Source organism: Comamonas faecalis (assembly GCF_039538025.1).
Classification (GTDB): Bacteria; Pseudomonadota; Gammaproteobacteria; order Burkholderiales; family Burkholderiaceae_C; genus Comamonas_C; species Comamonas_C faecalis.
Map to the genome: position 1 here is coordinate 15819 of NZ_BAABBP010000038.1, position 13018 is coordinate 28836.

At 68.3% G+C, this 13018-nt stretch carries 13 protein-coding genes and 1 pseudogene; 7 read left to right on the forward strand and 7 right to left on the reverse strand.

The window, feature by feature from the left end; translation table 11 throughout:
* Positions 1-5: 5 nt before the first annotated feature.
* On the reverse strand, positions 6-1148 hold the full coding sequence (gene moaA, locus ABD767_RS15570) for a GTP 3',8-cyclase MoaA (protein ID WP_103046399.1): 1143 nt from the start codon (positions 1146-1148) through the stop codon (positions 6-8).
* Between the two features lie 46 nt (positions 1149-1194).
* Positions 1195-2100 carry a LysR substrate-binding domain-containing protein gene (locus ABD767_RS15575; RefSeq protein WP_103046405.1) on the reverse strand — a complete coding sequence of 302 codons (906 nt, stop codon included), beginning with the start codon at positions 2098-2100 and terminating at the stop codon, positions 1195-1197.
* Between the two features lie 153 nt (positions 2101-2253).
* Here ABD767_RS15575 and ABD767_RS15580 point away from each other — a divergent pair, with 153 nt between their 5' ends.
* From ABD767_RS15580 to ABD767_RS15595, 4 genes are read left to right on the forward strand one after another with little or no spacing between them, the layout of a single operon-like run.
* Complete coding sequence (locus ABD767_RS15580; protein ID WP_103046400.1) at positions 2254-3225, forward strand: tripartite tricarboxylate transporter substrate-binding protein; 972 nt, start codon at positions 2254-2256, stop codon at positions 3223-3225.
* 11 nt (positions 3226-3236) lie between these two features.
* On the forward strand, positions 3237-4475 hold the full coding sequence (locus tag ABD767_RS15585; RefSeq protein WP_103046401.1) for a CoA transferase: 1239 nt from the start codon (positions 3237-3239) through the stop codon (positions 4473-4475).
* Between the two features lie 44 nt (positions 4476-4519).
* Entirely contained in the window at positions 4520-4927 is a 408-nt protein-coding gene (locus ABD767_RS15590; RefSeq protein WP_103046406.1) for a cupin domain-containing protein, read from the forward strand.
* On the forward strand, positions 4924-6087 hold the full coding sequence (locus ABD767_RS15595) for an acyl-CoA dehydrogenase family protein (RefSeq protein WP_103046402.1): 1164 nt from the start codon (positions 4924-4926) through the stop codon (positions 6085-6087). Before ABD767_RS15590 ends, ABD767_RS15595 begins: the two co-directional genes overlap by 4 nt.
* Before the next feature lie 28 nt (positions 6088-6115).
* On the opposite strand, the gene ABD767_RS15600 is transcribed toward ABD767_RS15595, so the two are convergent.
* The 4 genes from ABD767_RS15600 to ABD767_RS15615 form a co-directional block, all read right to left on the reverse strand.
* Positions 6116-6877, reverse strand: a complete 762-nt coding sequence (locus tag ABD767_RS15600; RefSeq protein ID WP_103046403.1) for a glucose 1-dehydrogenase — start codon at positions 6875-6877, stop codon at positions 6116-6118.
* 179 nt (positions 6878-7056) lie between these two features.
* On the reverse strand, positions 7057-7629 hold the full coding sequence (locus ABD767_RS15605; RefSeq protein WP_103046553.1) for a DUF2889 domain-containing protein: 573 nt from the start codon (positions 7627-7629) through the stop codon (positions 7057-7059).
* 54 nt (positions 7630-7683) lie between these two features.
* Positions 7684-9117, reverse strand: coding sequence for an aldehyde dehydrogenase family protein (locus tag ABD767_RS15610; protein ID WP_103046558.1), 1434 nt, complete (start codon positions 9115-9117; stop codon positions 7684-7686).
* 296 nt (positions 9118-9413) lie between these two features.
* The gene (locus ABD767_RS15615; RefSeq protein WP_344869918.1) at positions 9414-10196 is read right to left on the reverse strand and encodes a siderophore-interacting protein; all 783 of its coding nucleotides are present in this window, start codon (positions 10194-10196) and stop codon (positions 9414-9416) included.
* 81 nt (positions 10197-10277) lie between these two features.
* Here ABD767_RS15615 and ABD767_RS15620 point away from each other — a divergent pair, with 81 nt between their 5' ends.
* From ABD767_RS15620 to ABD767_RS15630, 3 genes are all read left to right on the forward strand, one after another.
* The gene (locus tag ABD767_RS15620; protein ID WP_103046555.1) at positions 10278-10787 is read left to right on the forward strand and encodes a MarR family transcriptional regulator; all 510 of its coding nucleotides are present in this window, start codon (positions 10278-10280) and stop codon (positions 10785-10787) included.
* A 143-nt stretch (positions 10788-10930) separates the two neighbouring features.
* On the forward strand, positions 10931-11593 hold the full coding sequence (locus tag ABD767_RS15625) for a TRIC cation channel family protein (protein WP_103046556.1): 663 nt from the start codon (positions 10931-10933) through the stop codon (positions 11591-11593).
* Positions 11594-11944: 351 nt separating this feature from the next.
* Positions 11945-12868 carry a pseudouridine synthase gene (locus tag ABD767_RS15630; RefSeq protein WP_103046557.1) on the forward strand — a complete coding sequence of 308 codons (924 nt, stop codon included), beginning with the start codon at positions 11945-11947 and terminating at the stop codon, positions 12866-12868.
* A 9-nt stretch (positions 12869-12877) separates the two neighbouring features.
* Here the strand turns inward: ABD767_RS15630 and ABD767_RS15635 are convergent.
* Positions 12878-13018 (reverse strand): annotated as a pseudogene (locus ABD767_RS15635) (electron transfer flavoprotein subunit alpha/FixB family protein); the annotation flags it as partial.

A 13018-nucleotide genomic window follows, 5' to 3' on the forward strand; every position in this document is an offset into this window, starting at 1 on the left:
GCCTTTCAGCCGCCGATGTAGCTCATCTCGATGCGCCGCCCGCCGCTGCCGGTGTCGGGCGGCATTTGCGCGCGCAATTCGGAGTAGCGGTCGTTGCGCCCTCGCCAGATGTCGGCGATCGCGGTGGCGATCTCCAGGTCGCCCGCGCCCGAGCGCAGCAGCCGGCGCAGATCCCAGCCCTGGGTGGCAAACAGGCACAGGTACATGCGTCCTTCGGTGGACAGGCGCGCGCGGTTGCAGTCGGCGCAGAACGCGCGCGTGACGCTGCTGATCACGCCCACCTCGCCCAGTTGCGGGTCGTGGCGGCCGTCGGCGCCGGCATAGCCCCAGCGTTGCGCGGTCTCGCCAATCGCGGTGGGCTCCAGCGGCACCAGCGCAAGCTCGGCGCGCAGGCGGGCAATGACCTCGTCCGACGGCACGACGGCGTCCATGCGCCAGCCGTTGGTCGCGCCCACGTCCATGAATTCGATGAAGCGCAGCGTCACGCCGCTGCCGCGAAAATGCCGCGCCATTGCCAGGATGTCGTGGTCGTTGGTGCCGCGCTTGACGACCATGTTGACCTTGATGTGCTCCAGCCCCACGGCCTGCGCCGTCGCAATGCCGTCGAGCACCTTGGCAACCGGAAAATCGACGTCGTTCATCGCGCGGAACGTCGCGTCGTCCAGGCTGTCCAGGCTGACGGTGACGCGCGACAGGCCGGCGTCCTTGAGCTGGCGCGCCTTGCGCGCCAGCAGCGAGCCATTGGTGGTCAGCGTCAGGTCGGGCGCCTTGCCCTCGATGGTGCGCAGCGCCGCCAACTGCTCGATCAACAGGTGCAGATCCTTGCGCAGCAGCGGCTCGCCGCCGGTCAGGCGAATCTTGTGCACGCCGTGCGCCATGAACAAGCGCGCCAGGCGGGTGATTTCCTCGAAGCTGAGCAGGTCGCCATGCGGCAGGTACTGGTAGTCCTTGCCGAACACCTCTTTGGGCATGCAATAGGTGCAGCGGAAGTTGCAGCGGTCGGTCACGCTGATGCGCAAGTCGCGCAGCGGCCGCCCGCGCAGATCGCTGACCAGGCCGGTCGGTTCGGCCAGCGATCCCTTGTGCTGCGGCGGCTGCATGACGCCCGCGCGCGCGGGCTCGGAGATGTTGATCGTGCGTTCACCCATGAAATTCATTGTGCCCCAGACCACCGGGCCGTATCTGGAGCCGGCATCAGTTAGGGACATTGCCGTCAGGGGCTTGCAACTGCGCCCGCGCGGCCTGCAGAAAACCTTCGAGCGCGGCGCTGGCCACCGGCGGGCGCCAGGCCAGCAGCGCGCTGGACTGGGCCGGTCTGCGCGCCAGCGGCACAAAGGCCACGCCATGCATGCCCGTGCGCGCCAGCGACGTCGGCACCAGCGCGATGCCCAGGCCGTGCGCCACCATGGCAATCACCGTCAGCCACTGGCGGGCGGCGTGCACCAGCCGCGGGTGGATGCCGGCCTGGCTGAAGACGGCCAGCACGTTGTCGTGGTTGGCCGGCGCCACCTCGCGCGCAAACATCACGAAGGGCTCCTCCGCCAGCTGCTCCAGCCGCAGCGCGCGGCTGGCGGCCAGCGCATGGCAGGCGGGCAGGCAGCAGACGAAGTGATCGGGCGCCAGCGCCATGCTGGCCAGCTGCGGCGGTACCGTGGCGGCGTTGATGAAACCGGCGTCCAGCTGGCCGTGCAGCAGTTCGTCGACCTGCTGCGCGCTGGACAGCTCGCGCAGCAGCACCTCGACACCGGGTGTCGCGGCCTGGAAGCGCCGCACGATGGCCGGGAGTTCGCGGTAAATCATCGTGCCGGTGGTGCCGATCTCCAGCCGCCCGTGCAGGCCGTCGGCCACCGCGCGCACCGCAGCGGCCGCGCGGTCGATGCGATCGAGCACCTGGCGCGCCTCGGCGCGCAGCGCCACGCCTGCCGGCGTCAGTGCCACATGCTTGCTGTCGCGCGTGAACAGCGGCGTGCCCAGTTCGTCCTCCAGCGCCTTGATCGCGCCGCTCAGCGGCGGCTGCGTGATCGCCAGGCGCTGCGCCGCGCGGCCGAAGTGCAGCTCCTCGGCCAGCACGGAGAAATAGCGCAGCTGGTGCAGCTTCATGACGATGTCCTGCTTGGTTTTGTGATTCGCATATTGAATCATGGGAGTCGAAACAAGGATTGGACACGAATCGTCAAAGAACGCACCATTCTCGCCTGAGCCAGCCCGACGGGCGCTCGCGGCGAGGACAGATATACATACAGGAGACAGACGATGAACAAACGCCTTTTTAATATTGGCCTGCTGGTCGGCGGACTTGGCCTTGCGGGGCTGGCGGCAGCGCAAGGCAGCGCCTACCCCAATGCGCCAATCACCGTGGTCGTGCCGTTTGCCGCCGGCAGCGGCACCGACGCCGTGGCCCGCGTGGTGATGCAAAAGCTCTCGGAAGAGGTTGGCCAGCCCGTGCTGGTCGACAACCGCCCGGGCGCGAGTGCGCAGATTGCGGCGCAGTTCGTCGTCAAGGCCAAGCCCGACGGCTACACGCTGTTCATGACCACCAACACCTCGCATTCGGCCAACCCCAGCCTGTTCAAGGCGCTCAAGTACGACCCGATCAAGGATTTCACGCCGATTGCGCGCACCGGCGAGCTGCCCTTCGTGCTGGCCGTCAACAACGACCTGCCGGTGCACAACGTCCAGGAGCTGATCGACTACGCCAAGGCGCACCCTGGCAAGCTGTCCTACGCCACGCCCAACAGCACGTCGCAGGTGGCCAGCGAGACCATCAAGCGCATTGCCGGCATCGACGTCCTGGGCATTCCCTACAAGTCCAGCCCGCAATCGATGACCGACCTGATCGGCGGCCAGGTGCAGATGTACGTGGTCGATCTGGGCTCCGGCATGGGCATGATCAAGACGGGCAAGGTGCGCCCCATCGGCGTGACCACGGCGCAGCCGCTGAAAGACTTTCCAGGCGTCGCCCCCATTGCCGGCACGGTCAAGGGCTTTGACCTGACCTCGTGGAATGGCGTGTTTGGCCCTGCCGGCCTGCCTCCGGAGATCGTGAAACGGATCAATGACGGTCTGCAAATTGCCCTGGCCGACCCCGAGGTGCAGGCCCGGCTCGACCAGCTGGGCTTCCAGGTCTGGCCGTCCAGGTCGCCGCAGGAGTTTGCCGACTATGTCGCGCAGCAGCTGGCGCACTGGACGGCGTTGATCAAGGCCGCCGGCATCGAGCCGCAATGAGGGCTGGCGCCATGGCGAACGACAGCAGCCAAGACACGGGCGGCGCCGGCCCGCTGGCTGGGGTGCGCGTACTGGATCTGACCTCGGTCGTCCTCGGGCCTTTCGCCACGCAAATCCTGGCGCAGCTGGGCGCCGAGGTCATCAAGGTCGAGACGCCCGCGGGCGACAACATGCGTCACATCGGCCCGATGCGCCACCCGGGCATGGGCCCCATCTTTTTGAACGCCAACGCGGGCAAGAAGAGCGTGGTGCTCGACCTGAAGAACCCGCAGGGGCTGGAGGCGGCGCTGCGGCTGGCCGAGACCAGCGACGTGCTGATCAGCAACGTGCGCCCGCAGGCGCTGGCGCGCCTGGGGCTGGACTACGAGGCGGTGCGCCAGCGCAACCCGGCCATCATCCATGTGAGCTGCTGCGGCTTCGACCAGCGCGGACCGGACGCCGCGCGGCCGGCCTACGACGACCTGATCCAGGGCGCCACGGGCATTCCGTGGCTGACCCAGCGCTACGGCGCGGCCGAGCCCGGCTATGCGCCGGTGACGCTGGCCGACCGCGTGACCGGCCTGCACGCGGTCTACGCCGTCACGGCGGCGCTGTTTGCACGCGAGCGCACTGGCCAGGGTCAGGCAATCGTGGTGCCGATGTTCGAGGCCATGGCGCAATTCGTGCTGGGCGACCACATGGCCGGCCTGACCTTCGAGCCGCCGCTGGGCGACGCCGGCTACACGCGGCTGCTCACGCCGCACCGGCGCCCCTACGCCACGCAGGATGGCATGCTGTGCGTGCTGATCTACAACGACAAGCACTGGCGCAGCTTCTTCGAGGCCATCGGTGAGGCCGACGGCCTGGGGCGCGACCCGCGCTTTGCCACCCATGGCGCGCGCGCCGAGCACATCGATGCCGTTTATGCCGAGGTGGCGCGCCTGATGCGCACGCGCACCACCGCCCAGTGGCGTGTGCTGCTGGATGCGGCCGACGTGCCCAACATGCCGATGAACGGCCCCGAAGACCTGCTGCACGACCCGCAGCTGCGCGCCAGCGGCTTTGTGCGCGAGTGCGAGCACCCGACCGAGGGGTTCATCCACACGCTGGCCACGCCTACCCACTGGTCGCACACCGTGCCGCCGGCGCAGCTGTGCGCAGCGCCGCGCCTGGGCCAGGACACGCGCGCCGTGCTGGCCCAGGCCGGCTACGGTGAGGCGGACATCGACGCGCTGCTGGCCTGTGGCGCCTGCCGATCCGCCCACGATTGACACCCCGCGCTGCCTGCAACGATCACATCAAGGAGACCCACAAGATGCCAACGACCCCATCCCGCTACCTGGTGCGCAGCGCCGACGTACCCAGCTACCAGCCTGCCAACCACCATCACACCTTCAACCAGCGCCTGATCGGCCCCGAGACCGTGGGTGCCAGGCAGATGGAGGTGCTGCTGGGCACGCTGCACAAGGGCGGCGGCGCACTGCCACACGCCCACCCGGGAATAGAGCAGGCCTGCTACCTGCTGGAGGGCACGGCCCGCGCCGAGGTCGAGGGCGAGGCCTTCGACATGGTGCCGGGCGACATGTGCTTCTTCCCGGCCGACAAAATGCATGTTTTCACCGTCACCAGCGAGCAGCCCGTCAAGCTGCTGGTGGTCTACAGCCCTCCCTATGGCGAGTCGCCCGACAAGGTGATCCGCCCCGAAGCGAGTACACAGCCATGAATTTCGACCTGACCCCCGAGCAGCAGCAGATCAAGGACGCGATCGAGCGCGTCTGCGCACCCTTCGATGCCGACTACTGGCTCAAGAAGGACAACGAGGGCGGCTTTCCGCACGACTTTCACCAGGCGCTGGCCGAATCGGGCTGGCTGGGCATTGCCATGCCCGAGGAATACGGCGGCGCGGGCTTGGGGATAAGCGAGGCCGCGCTGATGATGCACACCATCTCGGCCACGGGCGCGGGCCTGTCGGGCGCGTCGGCTGTGCACATGAACATCTTCGGCCTGCACCCGGTCGTGGTGTTTGGCACCGACGAGCAGAAAAAGCGCTGGCTGCCGCCGCTGATCGAGGGCCGCGACAAGGCCTGCTTTGGCGTGACCGAGCCCAACGCCGGCCTGAACACGCTGAAGCTGCAGACGCGCGCGGTGCGCCAGGGTGATCACTACGTCGTCAGCGGGCAGAAGGTCTTCATCTCCACCGCGCAGGTGGCCAACAAGATCTTGCTGCTGGCGCGCACCCGGCCGGTGGAGGAATGCAAGGGCACCGAGGGCCTGACGCTGTTCTATACCGACCTGGACCGCAGCAAGGTGGAGGTGCGCGAGATCGCCAAGCTGGGCCGCAAGTGCGTGGACACCAACCAGCTCTTTATCGACGGCCTGCGCATTCCCGTGGAGGACCGCGTGGGCGAGGAGGGCAAGGGCTTCTCGTACATCCTGCACGGCATGAACCCCGAGCGCATCCTGATCGCCGCCGAGGCCGTGGGCCTGGGGCGCGCGGCACTGGCGCGTGCGGCCGGTTACGCGGCCGAGCGCGAAGTGTTTGGCCGGCCGATTGGCAAGAACCAGGGCATACAGCACCCTCTGGCCGAGGCCTGGATGGATCTGGAGGCCGCGCACCTGATGGTGCAGAAGGCCGCCTGGCTGTACGACCAGGGCAGGAGCTGCGCGGCCGAGGCCAACGCCGCCAAGTTTCTGGGCGCCGAGGCCGGCTATCGCGCCTGCGAGCGCGCCATCTTCACGCACGGCGGCATGGGCTACGCCAAGGAGTACCACGTCGAGCGCTACATGCGCGAGTCGTGGATTCCGCGCCTGGCGCCGGTGAGCCCGCAGCTCATCCTGTGCTTCATCGCCGAGAAGGTGCTGGGGCTGCCCAAGTCGTATTGAGTATTGATATTGGGGCGTGGCAGCGCAATCACACGCAGCGCGCGCCGTCGACCTCGATGCAGGTGCCGCTGATGAAGGCGGCCTCGTCGCTGGCCAGGTACAGCGCGGCATTGGCCACGTCCAGCGCGGTGGAGAAGCGTCCCAGCGGGATGGTGGCCAGGAACTTGGCGCGGCGCGCTTCGTCCACCGGGCCACCGGCAAACTCGGCGGCCAGGCCGGTGTCGGGGTTGAAGACCGGGTTGATGCAGTTGACGCGGATGTTGTCCGGCCCCAGCTCGGCCGCCATCGACTTGCTCGTCGTGATGACCGCGCCCTTGCTGCCGTTGTACCAGGTCAGCCCCGGGCGCGGACGGATGCCGGCGGTCGACGCGATGTTGATGAAGCTGCCGCCACCGCCTGCGCGCATCACCGGCACCGCGTGCACCGCCGACAGGTAGATGCTCTTGACGTTGACCGCGTAGACGCGGTCGAACTCCTCCTCGCTCACCTCCAGCATCGGGCGGTTGCGGTGCGTCCAGCCGGCGTTGTTGACTACCACGTCCAGCCGGCCATGCAACTGCACCGCGCGCGCGACGAGCGCGGCCACGTCGGCGCTGCGGGTGACGTCGGCGCGCTGAAAATCCGCCTGCCCGCCGCCGTCGCGGATCGCCTCGGCGACGCGCCCGCCCGCCGCCTCGTCGATGTCGTTGGCCAGCACGCGCGCGCCTTCGGCGGCCAGGCGCCGGGCAATGCCCTCGCCAATGCCGCTGCCGGCGCCGGTGACGATGATGACCTTGTCGCGCACGCGCATGGGTGTCTCCTTTTTGGGCTGGGTTGGGTTGTGGTCAGGTCTGGCGTTCTAGTACAGCAACCCGGAAATATCGAAACATGAAAGCGCGTCTTCGCACCCATGGCGGCGTTGCAAATCCTCGCGATAGCTACGGCTATCGCTGCGGTTTGCGCCTTGCCCTGAGCACGAATCCATCGCTTTCATTGTGTTCCTCTACTTCCTGGTTGCCGTACTAGCGCCTTTTTGTGGAACTGCGGGTAGTACTCGCGCACGCCGCGGCCGTCGAAGGCCCAGCCGGTGCATTGGCCCAGATGGCGCGGCGGGGCGTCGCCCTGCGCGTCAAAGGCGCTGCTGATGCTCTGGAACGCGGCCGTGGCCAGGTTGAACAGCAGCTCGCGCATATGGGTGCAACCGGCCACGCCGCCCAGGTTGTGCTGGATGGCCTGGCGCCAGCCGCGCGCCATGTTGGCGCCGACCATGGACTGCATTGCCTGCAGCGCCTGCTGGCAGTCGTGCAGCGGGTGCGCGTCCATGGCCGCGGCAATGGCGTGCACCGTCAGCTGGCGGTCGACGGTCACGCGCAGCCGCATGAGGTGGATGGGCGCGCCGGCGGGGCGCACAGTGCCGGGCTCGCGCAGGATGGGGGTGTCCACGGGCTTGCTGTCGATCAGCTCGCCTTCGATGTCCCACAGGCCGTCGTCGCGTTCATAGCCGTGGTAAGTGACGCGGCGCAGGTGGCGCGCGGTGCGTGATACGGGGGGAGGAAGTGGCATGTCGTTGCAGATGCGCCCGGGCGCCGAGTGCGCCCGCGGCGGCGGGAGGGCGGGTTACCCGTGGCGGATGGCCACGGTCTTGAGCGTGGTGAAGCCATACAGCGCCTCGAAGCCTTTTTCGCGGCCGTGGCCGCTGGCCTTGACGCCGCCAAACGGCAGTTCCACGCCGCCGGCTGCACCATAGTTGTTGATGAACACCTGGCCGCTTTCCACGCGCCGCGCCATGCGCAGCTGGCGGCCGCCGTCGCGCGTCCAGATGCCGGCGACCAGCCCGTAGGCCGTGGCGTTGGCCAGTTGCACCGCGTGGTCTTCCCCGTCAAACGGCATGGCGCACAGCACCGGGCCGAAGATTTCCTCCTGCGCCAGGCGGTGCTCGGGCGGCACGTCGCGCAGCAGCGTGGGCGCCTGGTAAAAGCCGGTGTCCGGCGCCTCGTCGACGATGTGGCCCTGCGCCGCCACCGCAATGCCGGCGGCCTGCGCATCCGAGAGAAAGTCCCACACGCGCTGCTGCTGGCTCTGGCGGATCAGAGGCCCAAGCTCCAGGTCCATGGCAGCCGGGCCCACGCGCAGGCCCTCGAAGGCGCGCGCCAGGCGCGCGAGCAGCGGCTCGTAGATGTCGCGTTCGATCAGCACGCGCGAGCCGGCCGAGCAGGTCTGGCCGGCGTTCTGGATGATGGCGCCCACCAGCACCGGCAGCGCCGCGTCCAGGTCGGCGTCGGCAAACACGATTTGCGGGCTTTTGCCACCCAGCTCCAGCGTCACCGGGCAGTGGTGCTCGGCCGCGGCCTGCTGGATCAGCGTGCCCACGCGGGGGCTGCCGGTAAAGCTCACGTGCTGCACGCCCGGGTGACGGGCGAGGGCGTCGCCCACCTCGTGGCCGTAGCCGGTGACGATGTTGAGCGCGCCGGCAGGAAAACCCGCCTCGGCCGCCAGCTGGGCCACGCGCAGCAGCGACAGGCAGGCGTCCTCGGCCGGCTTGACCACGCAGGTGTTGCCCGCGGCCAGCGCCGCGCCCACGCAGCGGCCAAAGATCTGCATCGGATAGTTCCACGGCACGATGTGGCCGGTCACGCCGTGTGGCTCGCGCCAGGTCAGCACGCTGTAACCGTCGGCCGCGGGAATGGTCTCGCCGTGCAGCTTGTCGCAGGCGCCGGCGTAGAACTCGAAATAGCGCGCCAGCGCCGCGGCGTCGGCACGCGCCTGGCGGGTGGGCTTGCCACAGTCGCGCTGTTCCAGCGCGGCCAGTTCATCGGCATGCTCGGTGATCTTGGCCGACAGCCGCATCAGCAGGCGCGAGCGCTCGACCGGCGCGGTCTTGCGCCACACCTCGTCAAAACACTGGCGCGCGGCGCGCACCGCGGCGTCGATGTCCTCGGGCGTTCCGCGCTGGATGGTGTCGAACGGCTGGCCATACGAGGGGTCGATGACCTCGATCGTGCGGCCGCCGGAGGAGGGCTGGCCCTGGTTGGCGATGAAGTGAAGCTGCATGGCGGCCATTGTGCGGCACTTGCCAGCGCTGCGCTGGTGCGGGCGAGACATCGGTTCGCGATGGCTTGCATGCCCGTGGCTGCAGCCGGAGGCTGGTGGCTTCGGGGGTTTCCCTGCAAGGGATTCGCAGATTGGTCGGCGACGTGCTTCGGATGAGGTCGCCGGCCCTCATCCTCACTCACTCCCTGAGGGAGAGGGAGTGAATACCGGCGCCGCCGGTTGCCTTTGCCTGATGATGAAACCAGTCACTCCCATATCCGCTGGGCGCTTGCTGCGACATCCTGAAAGCGGCCCGCTCATTCCGCCAGCTCCTCATGGTGATCGGCCACGCCGCGCTTCCAGTAGGCCGACAGGCGCATGCGCTTGGCGTCGGCGCCCTTGGCCAGCAGCGGCGCGCGCAGCGACTGCATCAGCGCGTTCTCGCCCGCGCCCCAGACGAAGCCGCTGCCGGCGGGCAGCGCCAGCTGGTCGACGGCGCGCGCCAGCGAGTCGGTGAACACGCAGTCCAGCGCCGCGCGACTGGTCCAGGCGCGCTGGTCGGCCGGGTCTTGCACCTGCACGCGCACGATGGCGCGCGTGCCCTCGGGCAGCTCGGCCAGGCGGCGCTCGATGGCCGGCATGGCCGACTCGTCGCCCAGCAGCACATGCCAGTCGAGATCGGCAGGAACCACCATGCTGCCGCGCGGGCCGGCCAGCCCGGCCCAGTCGCCAATCGGCGCGCTGCGCGCCCAGTCGGCGGCCGGGCCGCTGCCGTGAATGGCAAATTCCACCTGCAGGGTGTTGTTCTGCGCGTCGAAATGCAGCGGCGTGTAGTCGCGCATCGTCGGGCGCGGCCCGTCGATGTACGGGCGGCCGTCGACGATGGCGGGCAGGTTGGGCCTGTCCTGTCCGGCCTGCGGCAGGATGAGCTTGACGTGGTCGTCAAAGCCCGCGCTGACGAAACCTGCCAGCGCGGGGCTGCCCAGCGTCAGGCGCACAAAGCCGGGGCTGACGGCCTGGCGTGCCAGCAGTTGCACGTGGCGGGCGGCAAACGGGTGGCGCACGCGCTGGATCAGGGGAGTGGAAGGCGAGATGGGCATGGCGATTCAAATGGTTGATAAAGTCAACTGATTGTCATATGATCGGTAGACTTGGTCAACCGTTTTATAAGCTGCCCATCCATGCCGACTCCAGCTTCCAGTTTCCAGCCCATCGACGTCTTTGACACTTTGCACGAGCTGCTGCGCATTTTTCGCATGCGCATGCGCCAGCGCCTGGCCGTGGTGTGCCCGCAGCTGAGCTTTGGCGAACTGCGCGTGCTGATGAAAGTGGGCGAGCACCCCGGATGCACGCAAAAAAGGCTGGTAGAGCACAGCCGCGTGGACAAAGCGCAGATGGCGCGCATGCTGGCGCAGCTGCAGGACAAAGGCTGGCTGCTGCGCAGCGAAAGCGCGCAAGACCGGCGCGTGCGCCAGCTGCGCCTGAGCGCGCAGGGCCAGCAGCTGTTTGGCCGGCTGGCCGCGGAGCGCGCGGCGCTGGCCGCCGAGCTGCTGCAGGACTGCCCGCCCGCCATGCAGGCGCAGCTGCAGCTGCTGCTGGCCCAGGCGCGCGACAGCGCACGCGCGCAGATGGCCGGCGGCGCCCATCGCGGCGAGGGCGCCGCTCCCGCCACGGAACCTGGCATTCCGTAGGCGCGGCGCCCTCGCTGCGATTGGAGTGCCGGCATCTTGCCGGCACTCCGGCGCAGGGCCGATACGATTGCTCCCGTACCACCGCCCCGCAAAGGCGGCGCCACATCCCGTACAACACACGACGGCATGCAAGCCGCAAGCACATGAACACCAACGTCATCGGCCCGCTGCTGGTAACGCTCGACCTGGGCGGCACCTTCGTCTTTGCGCTCAGCGGCGCGGCGGCGGCGGTGCGCCACCGGCTGGACATCTTCGGCGTCATGGTGCTGGCGTTTGCCGCGGGCAACGCGGGCGGCATGACGCGCGACCTGCTCATCGGCGCGGTGCCGCCGGCGGCCATTGCCAGCGGCTACTACGTCAGCGTCTCGGTGCTGGCCGGCGCCATCGTGTTCTTCTGGCACCCGCTGGTCACGCGCTTCAAGCATTCGGTGCAGTGGCTGGATGCGATAGGGCTGGCGTTTTTTGCGGTGGCCGGCGCCGAAAAAGCGCTGGAATACGGGCTGATCCCGCCCATGGCCGCGCTGCTGGGCATGCTGACCGGCATTGGCGGCGGCATGCTGCGCGACATGCTGGTGCGCGAGATACCCGTGGTGCTGCGCGCCGACCTGTACGCGCTCGCCGCGCTGGCCGGCGCGCTGGTGGTCGTGGCCGGGTATGCGCTGCAGCTCTCGCCCGTCGCCAGCACAGCCGCTGGCGGCCTGCTGTGCTTTGCGCTGCGCTACGGCGCGATACGCCATGGCTGGCGCGTGCCGTCGGCGCGTGCGCCGGGTGGCGCTGCCAAGGGCAAAGAGCAAGAAAAGCAATGACGTCGGGGCCGCCTCAAGCGCCAGCGCCCGCCGCACCGGGCAGCAGCCGTCTGCTGCGCGGCAATCGCCTGGCCGTGCGCGGCTTTTTCGTCCCACAGTCGCCGCTTTTGACTGCCGCATCTATCCTGGGAACAATTGGCGGGAGATGCAGTGCGAGTGAGACAGGGTGAGAGCAAATTCCACAATTTCACCAAACAGAGCAATTTTTATCCGTATATTCCGGCCCAAGGTGCGGAGTGTGGTGCAGCTTGGTAAGACACTTGCAAGAGGGCCCGCCACGCCGGCCATTACTATCCAACGGACTGCAGTTGCCGCACTGCAGTCCGTTTGACTTTGTCCGGCGGCTCCAGGATGTACAACACCCACGACCCTCAGGTTCTGCCGCTGCGCGACGGCGTGGCGCCCAGCTGTGTGGTGCTGCCCAGCCGGGGGCAGGGCAGCATGCTGGACTTTCTCGCGCAGCGCCTGCCACTGGTGTCGCGCGATGACTGGCTGCGGCGCATGCTGCTGGGCGAGGTGGTCGATGAGCATGGCGTGCGCGTCACACCCGAGCGCCTCTTTGTGGCTGGCCTGCGGCTGTACTACTACCGCGAACTGGTGGATGAGGCCTGCATACCGTTTCAAGAGCAGGTGCTCTACCAGGATGAGCATCTGCTGGTCGCCGACAAACCGCATTTTCTGCCCGTCGCTCCGGCTGGGCGCTATCTGCAGCACACGCTGTTGGTGCGCCTGCGCCGCAAGCTGGGGCTGCGCGAGCTATCACCCGTTCACCGCATCGACCGCGACACCGCCGGCCTGGTGCTGTTTTCCACGCAGCGCGCCACGCGCGGGCGCTACCAGGCGCTGTTTCGCGATCGTGCGGTGCGCAAGGTCTACGAGGCCAATGCCCGTTGGCGCGGCGATCTGGCCTTTCCGCTGCAACACGCCAGCCGCCTGCAGGAATGCGGCGATTTCTTTCGCATGCACGAAGCGCCGGGCGAGCCCAATGCCCTCACCCGCATCGACGTGCTGCAGCGCCTGGGCGGCATGGCGCGCTACCGGCTGGAGCCCGTCAGCGGCAAGCGCCACCAGTTGCGCGTGCAGATGGCCGCGCTGGGCATGCCGATTGCGCACGATGCGCTGTATCCCGAAGTCTGCGACGCCGCGCCGGGCGACTACTCCCGGCCGCTGCAACTGCTCGCGCGGCGGCTGGAGTTCACGGATCCGGTCACGGGCGCGCAGCGTTGCTTTGAAAGCAGCCAGGCCTTGTGGCCGCTCTCTGATTTGAATGACTGACGAAGGCGCTCACAAAGCCTTGACCATCTCCGGCACGGCCGCAAACAAATCCGCCTCCAACCCATAGTCGGCCACGCCAAAGATCGGCGCCTCCGCGTCCTTGTTGATCGCAACGATCACCTTGCTGTCCTTCATCCCCGCCAGGTGCTG

Coding starts and splice junctions, on each gene's coding strand:
- ABD767_RS15620 (WP_103046555.1), top strand. CDS start 10,278: ATGCCGACTCCAGCTTCCAGTTTCCAGCCCATCGACGTCTTTGACACT.
- ABD767_RS15625 (WP_103046556.1), top strand. CDS start 10,931: ATGAACACCAACGTCATCGGCCCGCTGCTGGTAACGCTCGACCTGGGC.
- ABD767_RS15580 (WP_103046400.1), top strand. CDS start 2,254: ATGAACAAACGCCTTTTTAATATTGGCCTGCTGGTCGGCGGACTTGGC.
- ABD767_RS15600 (WP_103046403.1), bottom strand. CDS start 6,877: ATGCGCGTGCGCGACAAGGTCATCATCGTCACCGGCGCCGGCAGCGGC.
- ABD767_RS15615 (WP_344869918.1), bottom strand. CDS start 10,196: ATGCCCATCTCGCCTTCCACTCCCCTGATCCAGCGCGTGCGCCACCCG.
- ABD767_RS15575 (WP_103046405.1), bottom strand. CDS start 2,100: ATGAAGCTGCACCAGCTGCGCTATTTCTCCGTGCTGGCCGAGGAGCTG.
- ABD767_RS15595 (WP_103046402.1), top strand. CDS start 4,924: ATGAATTTCGACCTGACCCCCGAGCAGCAGCAGATCAAGGACGCGATC.
- ABD767_RS15630 (WP_103046557.1), top strand. CDS start 11,945: ATGTACAACACCCACGACCCTCAGGTTCTGCCGCTGCGCGACGGCGTG.
- ABD767_RS15610 (WP_103046558.1), bottom strand. CDS start 9,117: ATGCAGCTTCACTTCATCGCCAACCAGGGCCAGCCCTCCTCCGGCGGC.
- moaA (WP_103046399.1), bottom strand. CDS start 1,148: ATGGGTGAACGCACGATCAACATCTCCGAGCCCGCGCGCGCGGGCGTC.
- ABD767_RS15605 (WP_103046553.1), bottom strand. CDS start 7,629: ATGCCACTTCCTCCCCCCGTATCACGCACCGCGCGCCACCTGCGCCGC.
- ABD767_RS15590 (WP_103046406.1), top strand. CDS start 4,520: ATGCCAACGACCCCATCCCGCTACCTGGTGCGCAGCGCCGACGTACCC.
- ABD767_RS15585 (WP_103046401.1), top strand. CDS start 3,237: ATGGCGAACGACAGCAGCCAAGACACGGGCGGCGCCGGCCCGCTGGCT.